This window comes from Bacteroidota bacterium (genome assembly GCA_018266835.1).
GTDB lineage: Bacteria > Bacteroidota > Ignavibacteria > Tepidaquicellales > Tepidaquicellaceae > JAFDZO01.
This window is the reverse complement of record JAFDZP010000002.1, coordinates 1,436,572-1,454,522: the sequence shown is the minus strand read 5'-3', so window position 1 is coordinate 1,454,522 and position 17,951 is coordinate 1,436,572. Positions and strand designations below refer to the sequence as shown.

Sequence of the window (17,951 nt, the reverse complement as noted above, 5' to 3'; positions counted from 1 at the left end):
TTTGACAGATTCCTGAAATTCAGTGTTGTAAAAACAATACCGACCTATTGTCAATTACGAGTTCCCCTGTCACCCAAACCCCTGTTTGGGTGACATCTTTTCGTCCCAAACGGGGGTTTGGGACTAAGAAAAAAAGTCGGATTTTGGTCGGGTTTTTTCTCCCCCCCAAAAAATCGGATTATTGTGTAAAAATTTTACACAATAATCCGATCTTAATATATTAAGAATAAATGTAATTTAATACCGGATACTTCCTATTACTACTAATAGGAAGAAATTTATTTTATTGACTTGTGCTTACTTTATCATAGTCATCTTTTTTGTAGAGCTAAAACCTGCTGCCTCTAATTTATAAAAATAAACACCGCTTGAAAGCTGCGAAGCATTAAACTCAACTGCATAGCTTCCTGATATTTTGCTTTCATTTACCAATGTCTGCACTTCTTTTCCTGTGAAATCATATACCCGTATCATCACATGGCTTTCTCTAGGAATCTGATATTCAATTTTTGTAACAGGATTAAACGGGTTCGGATAATTCTGCAGCAATTTATATTCAACAGGAATTCCACCTGACGGATTTTCGACTCCGGTAATAATCTCCGATAAATTTCTGTACCAAAGTCCCGTATAAGCTGCTGCATATAATCTGTTATTGGAAATTAAAACTTTGTTTACATCCTGAAATGTCTGTCCGCTGAATGTAACCGTATCCCATGTAAGTCCTTCATTTGTTGATTTATATACCCACGCATTTGTTCCTGAAAAAAGTACGTTGCCATACTTTATTATAGAAAAAACATAAGGGTCTGGACCCAGACCGACTGACCTGTTAACGAAATTTGCTCCGTTATTCGTTGAGTAATACATTCCTAATGCAGTACCCACATAAATTTTTCCGGGCTCACTGTAAATACAAAATGCTCCGGTAGGAAATCCTCCGTTCAGCTGCATGTTCACCCAGTTAGCTCCTGCATTTGTTGAATAAATAACAGGAGTATGATTCCCGCTTGTTCCTGCAAGAATCATATTGTTGTATTTATTGAATGCGCAGAAGTCGTTATGGTCAATTATTGCCGTTACGGGAGTCCAGTTATCTCCATCATTAGTCGATTTGTAAATTGCATTAAAAGTCCCCGCATACAGCGCTCCTGCATCTTCAAAAACTGAATAAGCAAAATAATAAATCGCACCGGGACCGATCTGAATACCGTTATTTTTTGCAGTCCAGTTTAATCCTTCATCCGTTGATTTAAAAATTCCGTCAGTTGTTGCAATAAATAATCCTGTTGATAAATACGCCATACTCTGAATTGTAGTAGCGCGCGTTGTAGTAAGCCCGTTATTTCGCTGTACCCAGTTCGCTCCGTTATTATAGGAAACGTAAACTCCGCTTCCCGATGCACCTGCATATAAAACTCCGTTTTTTTCCAGAATATCCTCTGCATTAGAAGAAGGGAAGGATGTTAGATGAACCCAGTCGGCCTTGGAAGTTGATACAATAATAAACAGACTCAGGAAAAGATATAACTTTTTCATGAAATGAAATTTAATTATTAGACACTTTCGGGGAGTCTTATTGTAGTACTTCAAAATATAAATTCTTTATTAAAATTTCAAACACTTCGCAAATAATATATTGGCTTATTAAATTATGGATAAAAGAAGTATCTTTAAAATTAGGTTCAATAAAGGTAACTTTTGTGATATGAAAAATATAATAGCTATAGTAGGCAGACCAAACGTAGGGAAGTCGACACTATTCAACAGGTTAACAAGCAGCAATGAAGCAATTGTTCACGACTCCAGCGGAGTCACGCGCGACCGTAACTACGGAGAAGGCGAATGGACAGGCAAAAAATTCTTTTTAATAGATACGGGCGGCTTCGTTCCGCACTCAGACGATAAATTTGAAGAGGCAATCCGCGCTCAGGTGAAAATGGCAATTGAAGAAGCTGATAAAATTTTATTTGTCGTTGATTCCAAGCTCGGCTTGCATCCCCTTGATAAAGAAGTCGCAAACATGCTAAGAAAGTATGCGAACACAAAACAGATAATTTTACTTTCCAATAAAATCGATGATATAAAACAGGAAAATCTTGTAGCTGATTTTTATTCGCTCGGGCTCGGTGAGCCATTTCCTATCTCTGCAATCTCAGGAAGAAACTCGGGAGACCTGCTAGATATAATCTGCAAAGACATTGAAGAAGATGATACTGAAACAGATAACAGAATTAAATTTGCAGTTATCGGAAGACCTAATGCAGGGAAGTCCTCCATTGTAAACGCCTTACTTAACGAAGAAAGAAATATTGTTACAGATATTCCCGGAACAACGCGTGATACAATCGACTCAATTGTAAAATATCACAATGAAGATATCGTTTTAATTGATACGGCAGGACTAAGAAAGAAAACAAAAATATCCGAGGACGTTGAGTTTTATTCTACAGTAAGAACATATAAAGCAATTCAAAGATGCGATGTTGCAATACTTGTTATTGACGTAAGTATTATCATTGAAAATCTTGAATCTTCCTCTGACTACAAGCTCGCAACGTTTAAGCTTGATAAGCAGGATACAATTATCATTGAGGAAGTTTATAAATATAAGAAGGGCTTGCTTGTAGTAATTAACAAGTGGGACTTAATTGAAAAAGATTCCAACACTGCGAAGATAATAGAGAAGAAAATAAAAGAGCATTTACAAAGCTACGACTTTCTCAAATTTATTTTTATCTCCGCAAAGACTAAACAGCGAATACATAAAATTCTCGAGGACGGAAGAAAGATTTATGAACTGAGAAATACTGAGATAAAGACAAGCGAGCTCAACGAAAAACTTCTTCCGGAAATTCAGAAATCTCCTCCCGCTTCTTTAAGAGGAAAAGAAATAAAAATAAATTATATTACTCAGGTAAAAACTGCTCCGCCTGTATTTGCATTTTTTACCAATGATGATAAAGGCGTACAGCCGAACTACAAAAAATTTCTTGAGAGAAAAATAAGAAGCTTCTGGGATTTCGGCGGAGTTCCGATATCATTAATATTTAAGAAGAAAAATTAATTTTTTCCACCCTCATTTAAACATTGCTTCCCCCTCCTTACGAAGGAGGGGGACTGAGGTGGCGGTCTAAATCATAAAATCGGTTTGTACATTCCGACGCTGGAGCATCGGAACGAGAGTGTCACAAAATTAAGACACCAATTAAATAACTTTTATCATCTTACTTTCCTCCTATGATAACTGAAGTTTTTTCTGCTGCAACATTCGGCGTAGATGCTTATATTGTCAGAGTAGAAACGCACGTTGAGAACGGACTGTTTGCATTCGCAATTGTCGGTCTGCCCGATAGCGCCGTTAAAGAATCCAAAGAGCGCGTTGCCGCTGCGATAAAAAATAACGCCTACCTTTTTCCTATAAAGAGATATACTATTAACCTTGCTCCTGCAGACGTTCGCAAAGAAGGCTCGGGTTTTGATCTGCCCATAGCAATAGGAATCTTATGTGAGCTTGGCCAGATACTGCCGGATATTGTTAATCAGTATATTTTTCTCGGTGAGCTTTCGCTCGACGGCAAGCTCCGTAAAGTGAACGGAGTACTTCCCATTGCGCTTGAGGCAAAAAAGAACGGATACAAAGGAATAATTCTTCCAATAGAAAACGCTGCCGAAGCTGCTATAGTTGAAGGCATAGAAGTGTATCCGTTCGAAGATATCAGAGGAGTAATTGATTTTATAAACGGACAGTCAGCTCCAACCACTTACAAAATAGACGTTAAGAAAATATTCGAAGAGCATCAGAAATATCCTGTAGATTTTGCTGATGTAAAAGGTCAGCTTGAAGTTAAGCGCGCGATGGAGGTCGCCGCTGCCGGAGGTCATAATATTATTCTGATAGGTCTGCCCGGCTCAGGTAAAACGATGCTAGCAAAAAGACTGCCGACAATTCTTCCTCCGCTTACACTTGAGGAATCTCTTGAGACAACTAAGATTCATTCTATAGCTGGAATTCTTCCTTCAGGTTCTGCTATAATTTCCACGCGCCCTTTCCGTTCACCGCATCATACTGCAAGCGATGTTTCAATAGTCGGCGGGGGACAGAATGCAAAGCCGGGTGAAATATCTTTCGCTCATAATGGAGTTTTATTTCTGGATGAAATGACCGAGTTCAAGAAAAACGTTCTTGAAGTTATGCGCCAGCCGTTGGAAGACAGGGAAGTAACAATTTCACGCTCTAAGATGACGGTAAAGTATCCCTGCAATTTTATGCTTGTTGCTGCGATGAATCCTACTCCCGCAGGCACTCAGAAGGAAACGGACATGTATTCAGAGTATGAGATACAAAAATTCCTTTCAAAAATATCGGGACCTATTTTAGACAGAATTGATATTCACATACATGTAAATCCCGTAAAGTTTGATGAGCTTTCGAGCAAGACAGATGCAGAGAAATCAGAAGATGTGAGAGCACGAGTAATTAAGGCGAGAGAAATTCAGTTGAAGAGATTTGAAAATATTCCGGGGCTTTATTCAAACTCAAACATGACTTCAAAGGAAATAAAAAAGTTTTGTCAGATAGATGAAGATTGTGAAAAGCTTATGAAGCTTGCAATTATGAAACTGGGACTTTCAGCCCGCGCTTATGACAGAATTTTAAAAGTAAGCAGAACAATTGCAGATCTGGAAGGAGCAGAAAATATTACTACAGCACATATATCGGAAGCTATTCAATACAGAAGTCTGGATAGAACTAACTGGACGTGATTGAATTAAAAAATTAATTCCAGACAATGGAAAGGTTTATCTCTTCCGGCGAAAAAACACTCGCCGCGTTTCTGATATCCTCTGTTCTCGTAAAATTTTAATGCGCGTTTGTTTTGAGAATATGAGTCTAACCGAATAGCCGAATAATTTTCTTTTCTTGCCAAGTCTTCGGCAAAATCCATTAAGAGTCTCGCAATGCCTTTTGCCTGAAACTCAGGATTTACAGCAAGCCTGTGAATTACAATCACATTTTCATCGGGACCTTTCCAGTCAATCCCCTTATACTCTTCATCCTGATGAGTGTTAATCGAAATTGCTCCAATGCATTTACCATCTTCAATTTCTTCTTCATAATATCCATAAAGATTATTACTCTCTATATCCTGTATTACTGTTTCTAAAGTTGGATAATCATTCTGCCACTGGAAAATTCCGGCACTTTGCATTGCCTTCCTGCAGTCATCATAAATTTTAAAAATATCTTCCGCTTCATTTATATTACATAATTTTATCTCAAACATTTTTACATTTTTACAATAAATTGCTGGCAAGTTCGGCAAGCTCTGAACGTTCGCCTTTTACTAAATTAATATGCGCGTATAATTTCTGATTTTTGAAATGATCTATCAGGTATGTCAATCCGTTTGACTCAGTATCTAAATAAGGATGGTCAATCTGATAAATATCTCCCGTGAAAATAATTTTACATCCCTCGCCTGCGCGGGTGATGATTGTTTTTATTTCGTGGGGAGTTAAGTTCTGCGCTTCATCAACTATAAAAAATATTCTCTGCAAACTTCTTCCTCGAATATAACTAAGAGGCTCAATCACAAGCTTCTCATCTTTCACCATCTGATTAATAGTCTGATGCGCCTGGTCAGTTTCTTTATACTGGTCCTGAATAATTTTCAGATTATCCCACAGTGGCTGCATGTAGGGAGCTAGCTTGCTCTCAACATCTCCCGGTAAATAACCTATATCTTTATTGCTGAGCGGAACAATAGGACGGGCGATATAAATCTGCCTGTAATTTTTTCTTATCTGTAATGCTGCTGCAAGCGCAAGCAAAGTTTTTCCCGTTCCGGCTTTGCCTGTAATGGACATGATAGGAATATTCTGGTTCAGCAATGCATCAACTGCAAATGTCTGCTCGGCATTCCTCGGCTTTATTCCGTACACAGTATTCTTATCAACTTTCAAAAGCATTTCTTTGACGGGGTCAACATATGCTAATATAGAGCGGGCTGAATTTCTTAAAATATAAAATTTGTTCGGAATGATATCCTTCTGCTTTTTGGGAAAAGCTTTCTTTAAAGGAATTTCAAACGGAGGAGAATACAATTCCTGAAGTATGTCATCATTATAATCCTCAATAATTTCTTTTCCGCTGTAAAGCTCTTCAAGGTCAGAAATTCTGTCAGTTGTATAATCTTCGGCGGGAATACCAAGCGCCTTTGCTTTCATCCTGAGATTCACATCCTTGGAAACAAGTATCACCTGTCTCTTATCGCCGTACTTTTTCTTTACCTCAAGTGCTGAGTTTAAAATTCTATGATCAGGAGTATCTTCCCGGAAGACATTTTTAATTTCGTCGTTCCATCCCTGCGGAAGCGAGATAGAAACCTTTCCCATCTTTTTCCCCAGTGAAACTCCGCCTGCAAATAGAGCATCACCGGTAAGTGAGTCAAGCGTGCGCGCAAACTCACGCGCATTCAGATTTATAACCTGATTACCTTTTTTGAAGTGGTCTATTTCTTCAATGACCGTTATGGGAATTACTATATCGTGTTCCTGAAATTGCTGGATGCTGGTTGCATCATGGAGAATTACGTTTGTATCGAGAACGAAAACCTTAGTAGATTTTTTTGGAGGCATCTAAATTTTTTTCAGAGGTTTATTTCCATTTGAATTTATATCAAAATTTTTGAAAAATAAATCTTGAAAATAAAGATAATATAAAGTTTATGTTACGTTACGAAGCACAAGCCTCGTAACGATTTATTTTATTACTCATACCTTAGCGCATCTATCGGATTCAGGTTCGCTGCTTTTCTTGACGGATACCATCCGAAGAAAACTCCTATGAGTGTACTTACAACAAAAGAAATTATAATAGATTCCGGCGCAACAATAGTTGAGTAGCCGCCGAACTTGGAAACCAGAAACGCAGTCAGAAGTCCCAGCAAAATTCCCGTAACTCCTCCCGTTAAACTCAATACAATAGCTTCAAGCAATAACTGAAACTGCACATCTATTCCTGTTGCACCGACTGCCATACGTGTTCCTATCTCTCTTGTTCTTTCTGTAACGGAGACAAGCATAATATTCATAATCCCAATACCGCCGACAACCAGTGAAATTGCTGCTACTATTGAAAGCAAAACAGTAATTGTATCAACTACTGTATTCAAAGTCTCTCTTATCTGAAGCTGTGTGCTTATATTAAAATTGTTTGCCTGGTTGGGCAGCAGCTTATGCTGAACTCTCAAAGCTTCTTCAATCTGCTTCACTGCAGTGTTCACATCGCCTTCAGTTTTTGCCGAAGCAAATATCTGATTTACGTTATCGCTGCCGAGCATTCTGTTCTGCACCGTTGAGTACGGAGCAAGTACTATGTCATCCTGGTCCTGTCCCCCGCCGCTTGTTCCCTTGCTCACAATTGTTCCTATCACAAGATAAGGAATTGTACCAACGCGAATGGTTTTTCCTATAGGGTCAACACCGGGACCAAATAAATTATCCTGCACTGTTTTTCCAATTACACAAACCTTATTTAATTTTTTTTCATCTTCCTTAGTAAAAATCGTACCGTCTTTTATTTCCAAAACGCGGATTGTAAAATACCCGGGATAAACTCCGTTAATTGTGCTCCGCCAGTTTTTATTTCCGTATTTCATCTGCGCCGATGTCCGCACCAATGGCGAGACTGCATCGATAGTCGGGACTTCCTTCAATAAATAATCTGCATCTTCTTTCTTTAATGAAACTGCAGAACCGGCATCGAGATTTACTCCGCCGCTTCTTGCCGAGATAGGACTAATGGTAATAAGATTTGTACCAAGTGAACTTATACGCGCATTTACATCGGCGCTTGAACCTTTTCCTATTGCCTGCATAACAATTACCGATACAACTCCGATAATTATGCCGAGCATCGTAAGAAAGGATCGGAATTTATTTTTTCCCAGCGCCTTGAATGCAATTTTTGCGCTGCTTGAAATATTCATATCAACTTAAAATAATTTCTAAAATTTTTAAACGAACAGTTCTTCCGGCTTCGGGATTATTTTTAATTGCTCCGAAGCAATCAGTCTCTCCTTAACTTCTTCACTGCTTCTCATCTTGCCGTCTTTGAAAATAACTTTCCTCTTCGCAGTTGATGCAATATCATCTTCGTGTGTTACCATCACGACTGTAATTCCCTTATCGTTTAACTCCTGAAATATCTGAATAATTTCCATACTTGTTCTTGTGTCAAGATTTCCTGTGGGCTCATCAGCTAAGATCATTTTAGGATTATTTACAATCGCCCTTGCAATCGCAACTCTCTGCTGCTGACCGCCTGAAAGCATATTCGGAGTGTTCTTCATTTTTTCTTTCAACCCTACGCTTATCAAAGCCTTCTCAACTTTTTCTTTTCTTTCAGATGCGCCTATATTGCTGTATATCAAAGGAAGCTCCACATTATCATAGGCAGAAGTTCTTGATAAAAGATTGAATGACTGAAATACAAATCCCAGATTGTCTCTGCGCAGATGCGCGCGCTCAACTTTATTTTTATTGCCGACTGATTCGCCGTTAAATAAATATTCGCCGCGAGTAGGAACATCAAGCATTCCGACAATATTCATAAAGGTAGATTTGCCGGAGCCGCTTGTTCCCATCACTGCAATATAATCTCCCTGGTAAACATCCATAGATACATCGTTAAGCGCAGCAAGTGTTTCACTGCCTACTTTATATATCTTAACAAGATGCCTTACTGAAATTACCGGCTGCCTCTTATCAGATTTATCTAAAGGCGCTTCGTCATTTATATTTTGTATTTCTGTTTTTATGTTTTTTTGTTCAGTCATGTTTCAAATAATTAACGCGGAGGTCTTTGACCGCCCTGTCTTTGCGGAGTAGTTATAAGTCCTTTTGTCTGCGCATTCGTTGTCACTCCGTTTTGTTTCACCCCTGTTACAACGAGTGACTTAGGAGCAAGGTCTCCCTCAGTAACTTCTATTTTTATTCCGTCAGATAAACCGGTTTTTATAAACACAGGAGAAATGTTTCCTTCGTTCAAAACAAACACTAACGATTTATTCCATGTTGCAAGACTGTCTTTTAATTTCAACACTGTAACACTATCCATTACATTCGGTAATTTCGGCGGAGAAAAATTTAAAGCTGCCATAGGAATCTTTATAACATTCTTTGCTTCCTTTGTAATAATGGAAATATCTGCGTTCATTCCGGGTAGGAGTTTTAATTCATCGTTGGGAGCGTCAATCATAACTGCATAACTTACAACATTATTTACTGTAATAGGCGACATGCGGAGCTGCTGAACAACTCCCGTAAATGTTACATCGGGGTAAGCATCAACTTTAAAAAATACTGACTGTCCTGTTTCTATCTGTCCTATATCAGCTTCATCAACATTAGCCTGCAGCTGCATTTTCCTTAAATCATTAGCAACGGTAAATAAAGTAGGTGTAGAAAGACTTGCAGCAACTGTCTGACCTACATCTACTGCTCTTGAAATTACAACTCCGTCTATAGGAGATTTTATTGTAGCAAGCTCAAGATTTGTTTCGGCTTTCGATACATCGCCCTGCGCGCTTGCAACTGTTGTCTGTGCGACCTTGTAATTTGCTGTAAGTAAATCATAATCACTTGGTGTAACCAGTCCTTTATCAACTAAAATTTTATTCCTGTCCATTTCAGATTTTGCCTGTTCCAGCTGAGCCTGAACCTTTGTGAGATTTGCTCTTGACTGGTCTAATGCAACCTGAAGATTTCTTGTATCAAGCACTGCAAGCACCTGACCTTTTTTTACAACACTGTTGAAGTCAACGTTTATCTTTGAAATTACACCTGAAACCTGAGTACCGATAAGCACAGTCTGAACTGCGTTTACAGTTCCCGTTGCCGTTACCAGAATCTGCACATCACCTTTCTCAACGCGGGCAGTTACCCAGTCAATTTTTGTATCCTGTTTACCTTTATAAAAAAAGTATTCCGTTACTCCTGCGGCAAGTACAACTACAATTATAATTATAGTTATTAATTTTTTTCTATTCATTTATTTTAATTACATATGTTTTTACCGAGAAAGGTATACTTTAGTATGACAAACTAAAAACAAAATAGTTAACCAATATAATTTATGGTTTATGTAATTAATTTGTGATTGTTGTAGACTGAGAAAGGTATTAATTCTAACGAATTAATTTTCTGTGAAAAAACAAAAGCAGTAAAGAGTGGTTATCTTTACTGCTTTGAATTATAAAAGGTTTGGTACGCAGAATAAAGTGAATTTTCTATCTTAAATATAATCTTTCAATAGTTATCACCAGTATCTTTTCTGCAAATAGGTAAAAATAGCGAGTGTATCGGGACAATTTTTTGCGGGTGTTAAAAAATCCTTCGGGTCAACAACTATATACTTATCCGGTGCTTTTAAAATATTCTTCCAGGTGTTTTCAAGTGTAGTGCCGGTTAATCTGTTCACGGCAGTATTTACATCTTTCAATTCTTTATTACCTTTAGGAATTATATGAAGGTGAATATAATCAGAAACACCATACTCTTTTGCATCAACCATTTTCTGAGCAAGCACAGTCTGTCTCATCAATTGATAGTAAGGTTCAGTAAAAAGACCATCAATTGAACATAACTTAAACAGACAATTATGATTGTTAAAATCCAGAAATGAATTATAAATTCTCTGTCTTGTTTTTCCGCTTTCACCGGCAGCTTTGCTTTCCTTTCCATAACTCTCAACATATTTCCATTCTATAAAAACTAACTTCCTTGAGTTGTCATTCATTTCTGCAAGCATAACCGCATCAACTGAAGTTGAATTAGCGCCGCGTCTATGGCTAATTTCTCCGAGATAATTTTTTTTTCCAATAACTTCAAACTCAACAAATCCGTTTTCCAATTCCATTGCCGTTTTTATGTCAGGGTCTATTCCTTTTAAAACAGCAGTGGCAGCATCTTTTCTTTGTCTTAAAAAATACAGGTGGTTAATACATGCAATCTGAGATGACAATAAATGTCCCGTTGGTATTTTTCCTGCATCCCAAAACTGAATCTCATTTTTCCCGAAATAATGCAGAACATCTTCTCTTATTCCATCCCATATATTCAGCAAAGGATTTTTCAGAACGAATTCCCGGTCACTGTTTTTATAAGAACCTTGTCCGGGATCTCTGAAAAATTCATCACGGATTCTTATTGCTTTTTTTCTTTGTTCTTCTATGTATTTCATAGGGGTTTAAACAAAAATAGAGATATATTGAACAATATATCTCTATTTTTTAAAATTCAAAATCAAAATAAAAACTTATCTTATCTTCACTCTTTGTACGCCGAAAACTTCTTTAGTTGATATCGACTGAGTATAAACTACAACTGAAGCATTTCTGTCATTTATTTCAGAAGGAAGTGTAAAGCTCTTCGAAAGGTTTACAGTCTGCCCTGAAGAAATTGTTAAAGCATCTCCGTTCGGCCCTGTAAGCATATCTCTTAGTACCTGTTCAAATACTGTCTCTCCGTTTGGTGCGTTATAGTGTAAATCGTTTTCAGTGATAGCAATAAAATAAACAAGGTCTCCGACTGAACTGCCGGATGTCTGATTTATTGAGATGTTTAAATTTCCTGTGCGTGAAGTGGAATCGTATGTTCTGTTAATGGTCACACCCATATTTCTTGATGAGTTCAACTTTGCGTTCAGCTGGTTTGTCCAGTTGTTTGCATTGAAGATTCCCATATACGTTCCGAATAAAAACGCCTGAGGATTTGCATTAGCTGCATTATAGTATGTCTGCCTTGCTCCGTTATCTGTCGGGTTATATAGATAGAACGGGTCGTTCGGATACAATGTTGTGTGCGTTCTTATAATAACAATATTCGTATCGGTGATGCCGTCAAGATATGTGTTTGCGGCAACGCAAGGAACGCAGCTTGTATTTGTAAAGAGCTCTACCAGTACTTTATTGGTGCTGCCTGTAAAGCTTGAGTATGTAACAGGCGCATCGTTGGACTCGCATGAATATAAGAACACCGAGAGTCCCAATAAAGCAAGCGGCAATAAAAATTTGAACTTCATATTAAATTCTCCTATGAGATAAAATTTTATGTTCTCATTCCCAATTCGCCGAGGCGAACTGTTTGGGAATGCCTTATTTTATTTAGAAACTTGTTTGTAATGCAAATCTGAAACCTTCGAAGGGATTTACATAACGGCAGATACCGTTTGTGCATTTCAGTCCGCCTCTTTCACTTCCGTAAGAAAACGTAATCTGGTTTTTCTGATTTAGCTTATAAATAACTTCGCCGAGGAACCAGCTGCTTTTTCCTGTCGGCTCTTCTTTATCATTGGTAAACTCACCACTGACAGTTATGCCAAGAAAAGGTGATTTTGTAAGATTGACGGATACATATTCATTCATAAAATTCTTCTCACCTGTTCTTATTGAGTTGTATTCCCATTGCTGCTCAAAATTGAATTTCAATGCATAGTTGTCATTCAGTTCATATCTTACTTCAAGCGGAATTGTAGATGTCAAAATCTTTTCCGATGAATTTGGATTTATCTGATTATAAACTACATTGCTCTGTCTTGAAAAAGCAAGCTTTGTATAAAGTTTTTCCGTTGCATAATATTCAGCTTCTACAAAATATTCCCAGAAAGGATTGAAGGCATCATCTGTGATATTCGGAATAAAATTATTATCACGCGCAACTCTCTGATAATTAATTACTGCAGTCGTATCTACATCGGCGTATTTATAGTGTTCTGATGCAACGCCGAGATTGACATTCATAAAGAATTTTTCCGAGCCTACATAAATAATATCAAGCTGTCCGCCCACTTCATCGTTGAAATTTGTTACGTGCGGATTTCTTGAAATCAAAGTCGATGTATGTTCTTTCTGCGCAGTCGGTGGATTCTGGAACGGTAATAATTTCGTTGGTCTGTCTGTTCCTCTGTTATCGGGACCTGTTAAATCAAATCTGTAGTTTTTGTAATCGAGCGTAATACCAAGTCCTGATTTTGAATAAGACAACGATGAGTAAAGTCCATCGCCCTGCGATGAAAACCCTCTGTAGTTAGGTGAATTATTCGGCTCTGACATTACGTTTTTATGAGCGTAAGATGAATAAAAATTAAAATCTTTAAAGCTAAAACCGAGATAAACTTCAGGTAGTTCCGCTTTTATATTTGTAGTATCAAGCGCTCCCGGAATTCTGCCTTTTGCAAAAACATAATTGGTTCCAATTGTTACATTTTTCCATGGAGAAACTTCAATATTTGCATCTCTTACTTTGTATGTTTCAATTCTTGTCGGGTTCAGATAATCGCTGTACTCCATATCACCGCCGAGGAACTGTGTCTTCAGCTTGAACTTTCCGAAGTTGTGTTTAAACGAAGCTCTTATTCCGTCAATGCCTGTATCGTAGCCGAGTGTTCTGTCCTCGAAGATATTCATAGTCATACCGCGTGAAACTATATCCCAGTAATCACCGGCGCGGATTGAGATTCCGATATCATGATTATATTCGGCAAATCTTTTTCTAAAGCCCTTGAAATTTCTTCCGTATTCTATCGGGTCGCTTATTTCATATCTGAAGCCGAGAATAATATTGTTAATGTTTATTCTGCCGTCAGTGAGATTTTCAAAATATTCCTTAGAGTTTTTATTTAGCCCTGTGTATTCGTAGCCGTTTCCATATCGCAGCAAATTGTTCAGTGATGCATCTACGGTAAGCTTGGGGATTTCAATCTGCGAATATGATATACCACAGCAAAGAATAAAAAAAAGTAAAAAGATTTTTTTCATTATTGAAAAATAATTAAGAAAATGATTTGTGTTTGCTAAATTTTTGTAACGCCTGTTGTGGAATTTTCCCGCTTTCCAAGGAAGGAAAGAATTTCTAACTACAAAATAAAAAGGCGGAGCAAAGTCCGCCTTCATATAAAAATTATTTTACTAATGCCTGTATTTCTTCATCGATTTTCTTTTCGTCGCCGGAAAGATATCCTTTATGAACTGCAACTACTTTTTTATCGGTATTGATTAAAATTGAATAAGGAATATCATCTCTGCCGCTGTAACCTTCATATATTTTTTTATCGGTATCGAATGCAACCGGAAAAGTATAGCCGTGTGATTCAATGTAAGGCTTTACTTTCGATAACGATTTCTGGCTGTCCTGATTCAACGCAAGATAAGTGAAGCCTTTGGCTTTGTACTTATCAAATATCTTCTGCATTTCTTTCATTTCCTCTTTGCAGGGAGAGCACCATGTCGCCCAAAAACCGATGAGCACGGGACCTTTTTCAAGAAGCTTCGAAAGCGAAACTTCGTTTCCGTCAAGGTCGTTTGATGTAAATTCATAATATGTCTGCGCTTTTACGTTTGCACAGAATATTATTACTAAGAAAATTCCCGCTATTAACTTTTTCAATTTTGTTATTAGTTTTAAATAACTCTTTTAACCTCTGCTTGTGTATTAATGTTTCATTAAAAGTATTACAAGTCCTGTTACAACTAAGTTTACAATTCCTAATGGAATGAAAACTTTCCAGCCTAAGTTCATAAGCTGGTCGTATCTGAATCTCGGAATCGTCCATCTTATCCATACAAAGAAGAATACCCAGAAGAATGTCTTGGCGCAGAACATCAGTACCTGCAATATACTTACAAGAGTTTCTGAGAGTCCCATTGAATGAATGAAAGGAATCTGCCATCCGCCGCAATACAATGTTGTAATAATGGCTGACATTACTATAACGTTAGCATACTCTGCAAGAAAGAACAACGCAAACTTCATGGAAGAGTATTCTGTATGATATCCTGCAACAAGCTCCTGTTCAGCTTCTGCGAAGTCGAACGGATGTCTGTTTGTTTCCGCTAATGCTGATGTAATAAAAATTATAAAGCCGACAGGCTGAAGGATCATGTTCCAGTGCCATCCGTGCTGGTTGATAACAATCGTATCTAACTGAAGCGAACCGTTCATTAAAATTATAGGAAGAATCGCAAGTCCCATAGCAAGTTCGTAGCTGATCATCTGAGCAGAAGAACGAAGTCCGCCGAGAAGCGAGTACTTGCTGTTCGATGACCATCCGCTGAGTGTAACTCCGTAAACACCGAGTGAGCCGAGAGCGAGGAAGTAGAGAACTCCGACGTTAACATCGGCAATCTGTAAATGAATGCTTCTTCCTGCTATTGTAATATGGTCTCCGAAAGGAATAACTGCGAATGTAGAGAGCGCAACTAAAATAGAAATCACGGGAGCAAGTGAGTGAACGAATTTATTTGCGTTCACAGGCACAATGTCCTCTTTCATCAAAAGCTTCACAACGTCAACAAGCGGCTGAAGAAGTCCGAAAGGTCCTACTCTGTTCGGTCCTATTCTATCCTGCATAAAAGCCGAGACTTTTCTTTCAAGATAAACCGTATAAGCCACGCATGTAAGCAATACACCATGCACGACTGCAATTTTAGCAATTATTATCAGTAAATTTAGTAACCATTCAGGCATATATATAGAATGAGTTTAGTTAATTTGGGGAATACAAAGATTGTTTAAAAAAAGGAAAAATAAAATGGAAAAAGAGGAGAGAATATAAGAAGTAATTTTTTAAAAAATATTAATAAAAATTAGTATATTTGTTATAATAACACACAACAATGAATAGAAAAATTCTTTATTATCCCTCCATAAAAATTTCAGATCCTCGTTGGCTCCGCAACGCATTATTATATTGGGATGAAGTTAGTTCAATTATTCCCAAGGATTATAACGATAAAGTCTTTGAAGAATTATCACCTGAAATAAATTATTTGATTGAGGAAAAACAATTTACAATAACAAACCCAGAAACCCTCATTCAAATGAGTGATTACAATACTGAATTTATTGAATTCAAGAATGAATTTATTCAAACAATCAATTTTTTTTTACAAGAAGGTCATATTAAAAGAATACAACAAGGAACTAAAACTATTCCTATTCATCAAGACAAAACTTCTATAGAATTAATTGATTTTCTTAAAGACAATAATTTAATAATAGAAAACTTTAATGATAATTTTTACTCCTTCGAAGAAAAAACTGGATTGATATATATGTCTCTTATAGCGAAATATTTATCTTTTATAGACAAAAATCACACAGTTATTGCAACAGATCGAATTGAATATGAAAGTTTAAATTTTAAAAAAGCTTCTGAAGGAAATAGTTTTTCAATTATAAGTTGTAATCTAACAAACATTTTACCAACGCCAAAGGAGAACGTACCTTTTGAAAAAATTATTGATTTTAAGAGAAATCGCAAAGATAATCTACTTCACTTCAGAAAAACATTACTAGACTTTGAAAAATCTATTTCAAAAACAACTAACGTTACGGAATTAAAGGAAATAGCTATTCAATTTAAAGAAGATATACAGGTAGGCATAAATGATATAAAAGCATTGCACAAAGATTACAATATGGAATGGGTAAGTAAATCTTTAAAATCACTTATTAGTACAAAGACTAGTGTTGCAAGTATTGGAGGAATTCTCCTTAATGAACCAATTACCGGTCTTGTTGCTACAGGTGTTAATTCTGGAATTGAACTTTCGACAGCATATATTGAAGCAAAAAATAAAACTCGAGTTAAAGAGCGAGAGGCTTCATTCTCTTATTTATACAAAGCTCAACAAGAAGGAATAATTATATAGAAACCAATATCCCTATCTTCTCCGTCTAAAAATAACTTTGCTTCATTTTATTTCCTGCTCGGTAAATTCTTCACCCATTCCGCCGTCTTCTTCACGCCCTCTTTATAATCAGTCGGAGTAAAGTTAAAACGCTTATTAAATTTATCGCTGTTGAAAACATAATCAGTCTGATACTGATACACCATTTCGCTGAACTCCTTCATGAACGGGTCAAACAATCCCATGAATGAAATCACAAACTTCGGAATTACCGATGTCGACGGCTTCACGTTCATCTCTTTTGCAAATATCTCAATCCATTCTTTTCCCGTGAACGCATTTTTATCCGTAGGCATGTGCCATACCTGATTGAATGCATCGGGAGTATTGCCCAGCATTGCAACTGCCTTCGCCGCATCGGGAGTGTAAGTAAAATTATGTTTCTTATTCCCGCTGCCGAACCATAACGCACGCTTTCCCTTCGCAAGATACTTTACAACAGTTTCGACTAATACGCTTCTGTCATTTCCGGGACCGTAAAAATCAGCCGAGCGCGCTATAAGCGCCTGAATGCCTCCGCCCTTCGCTTCATCCATAAGCATCTTCGCAATCTCAGCGCGGACTTTCCCTTTCTCACTTGGCGGATTTACCGGGGTCTCTTCCGTCATATTGCCGAGAAAATTTTTATCGTACATATAAACGTTATCGAAGAAAACCAAACGCGAATTATTTTCTTTACATGCCTCGATAGTATTTCGCATAAGGGCCGGCCATTTCTCCTGCCAGGCTTTTGTTTTGTATTCAAATCCCACAAGAAGATAAACAACTTCAGAGCCTTTTATAGCTTCAGTTAATTTATTTTTATCAGTCACATCAGCTGTAAAAATTTCATCAGTTTCATTTATTGGTTTAGGATTGCGCCCGACAACCCTTATTTTATCTGTGTAAGCAGTAAGCTCTTTTGCAAGAACACTGCCGATTGTTCCGTTACCGCCTAATATTGTTTGCATGATTTATAAATTAAATAACATCTATTGTTTTAATTGTCACGGTCCCGCTAAAGCGGGATTTGATAATTGATAACTTTTAAGCTATGGAAAAGCAGTACCGCTAAATGATGGCTTTAGCAAAAGTAATTTTTGCGCAGAAAAATATTACATATCAGTTCATATTTTTTTCAGCCTTGTGTCAATGCCATTTCAAAAAATATTTCACTATTAGCAGTAATGAGGTGTGAAGTATATAAATTAAATT

General features: G+C 37.2%; 15 protein-coding genes. 3 read left to right on the top strand and 12 right to left on the bottom strand.

The window, feature by feature from the left end; translation table 11 throughout:
• Positions 1-297 precede the first annotated feature (297 nt).
• Entirely contained in the window at positions 298-1,539 is a 1,242-nt protein-coding gene (locus JST55_08110) for a T9SS type A sorting domain-containing protein (protein MBS1493459.1), read from the bottom strand.
• 169 nt (positions 1,540-1,708) lie between these two features.
• Here JST55_08110 and der point away from each other — a divergent pair, with 169 nt between their 5' ends.
• Both der and JST55_08100 read left to right on the top strand, forming a co-directional pair.
• On the top strand, positions 1,709-3,067 hold the full coding sequence (gene der / locus JST55_08105; protein MBS1493458.1) for a ribosome biogenesis GTPase Der: 1,359 nt from the start codon (positions 1,709-1,711) through the stop codon (positions 3,065-3,067).
• A 173-nt stretch (positions 3,068-3,240) separates the two neighbouring features.
• On the top strand, positions 3,241-4,767 hold the full coding sequence (locus JST55_08100) for a YifB family Mg chelatase-like AAA ATPase (protein MBS1493457.1): 1,527 nt from the start codon (positions 3,241-3,243) through the stop codon (positions 4,765-4,767).
• A gap of 5 nt (positions 4,768-4,772) precedes the next feature.
• Here JST55_08100 and JST55_08095 read toward each other — a convergent pair whose 3' ends face one another.
• The 10 genes from JST55_08095 to nuoH all read right to left on the bottom strand — a co-directional run bounded on the left by JST55_08095 (position 4,773) and on the right by nuoH (position 15,531).
• Complete coding sequence (locus tag JST55_08095; protein MBS1493456.1) at positions 4,773-5,288, bottom strand: GNAT family N-acetyltransferase; 516 nt, start codon at positions 5,286-5,288, stop codon at positions 4,773-4,775.
• Between the two features lie 10 nt (positions 5,289-5,298).
• The gene (locus tag JST55_08090) at positions 5,299-6,642 is read right to left on the bottom strand and encodes a PhoH family protein (GenBank protein ID MBS1493455.1); all 1,344 of its coding nucleotides are present in this window, start codon (positions 6,640-6,642) and stop codon (positions 5,299-5,301) included.
• A gap of 131 nt (positions 6,643-6,773) precedes the next feature.
• Positions 6,774-7,994 (bottom strand): ABC transporter permease, encoded by a 1,221-nt coding sequence (locus JST55_08085; protein ID MBS1493454.1) that lies wholly within the window; start codon positions 7,992-7,994, stop codon positions 6,774-6,776.
• A gap of 27 nt (positions 7,995-8,021) precedes the next feature.
• On the bottom strand, positions 8,022-8,843 hold the full coding sequence (locus JST55_08080) for an ABC transporter ATP-binding protein (protein MBS1493453.1): 822 nt from the start codon (positions 8,841-8,843) through the stop codon (positions 8,022-8,024).
• A gap of 11 nt (positions 8,844-8,854) precedes the next feature.
• Positions 8,855-10,057: an efflux RND transporter periplasmic adaptor subunit gene (locus JST55_08075; GenBank protein ID MBS1493452.1), complete on the bottom strand. Its 1,203-nt coding sequence runs from the start codon at positions 10,055-10,057 to the stop codon at positions 8,855-8,857.
• 267 nt (positions 10,058-10,324) lie between these two features.
• Positions 10,325-11,248, bottom strand: coding sequence for a hypothetical protein (locus tag JST55_08070; GenBank protein ID MBS1493451.1), 924 nt, complete (start codon positions 11,246-11,248; stop codon positions 10,325-10,327).
• A 75-nt stretch (positions 11,249-11,323) separates the two neighbouring features.
• On the bottom strand, positions 11,324-12,088 hold the full coding sequence (locus JST55_08065; GenBank protein ID MBS1493450.1) for an Omp28-related outer membrane protein: 765 nt from the start codon (positions 12,086-12,088) through the stop codon (positions 11,324-11,326).
• Between the two features lie 82 nt (positions 12,089-12,170).
• Complete coding sequence (locus tag JST55_08060; GenBank protein MBS1493449.1) at positions 12,171-13,823, bottom strand: hypothetical protein; 1,653 nt, start codon at positions 13,821-13,823, stop codon at positions 12,171-12,173.
• Positions 13,824-13,965: 142 nt separating this feature from the next.
• Positions 13,966-14,451, bottom strand: a complete 486-nt coding sequence (locus JST55_08055) for a TlpA family protein disulfide reductase (GenBank protein MBS1493448.1) — start codon at positions 14,449-14,451, stop codon at positions 13,966-13,968.
• A 45-nt stretch (positions 14,452-14,496) separates the two neighbouring features.
• A complete protein-coding gene (gene nuoH, locus JST55_08050; GenBank protein ID MBS1493447.1) occupies positions 14,497-15,531 on the bottom strand; it encodes an NADH-quinone oxidoreductase subunit NuoH in 1,035 nt (344 codons plus the stop codon).
• Between the two features lie 149 nt (positions 15,532-15,680).
• Between nuoH and JST55_08045 the strand changes: the two genes are divergently transcribed.
• The gene (locus JST55_08045; protein ID MBS1493446.1) at positions 15,681-16,718 is read left to right on the top strand and encodes a hypothetical protein; all 1,038 of its coding nucleotides are present in this window, start codon (positions 15,681-15,683) and stop codon (positions 16,716-16,718) included.
• Between the two features lie 47 nt (positions 16,719-16,765).
• On the opposite strand, the gene JST55_08040 is transcribed toward JST55_08045, so the two are convergent.
• Positions 16,766-17,707, bottom strand: coding sequence for an NAD-dependent epimerase/dehydratase family protein (locus tag JST55_08040; protein ID MBS1493445.1), 942 nt, complete (start codon positions 17,705-17,707; stop codon positions 16,766-16,768).
• Positions 17,708-17,951: the final 244 nt, after the last annotated feature.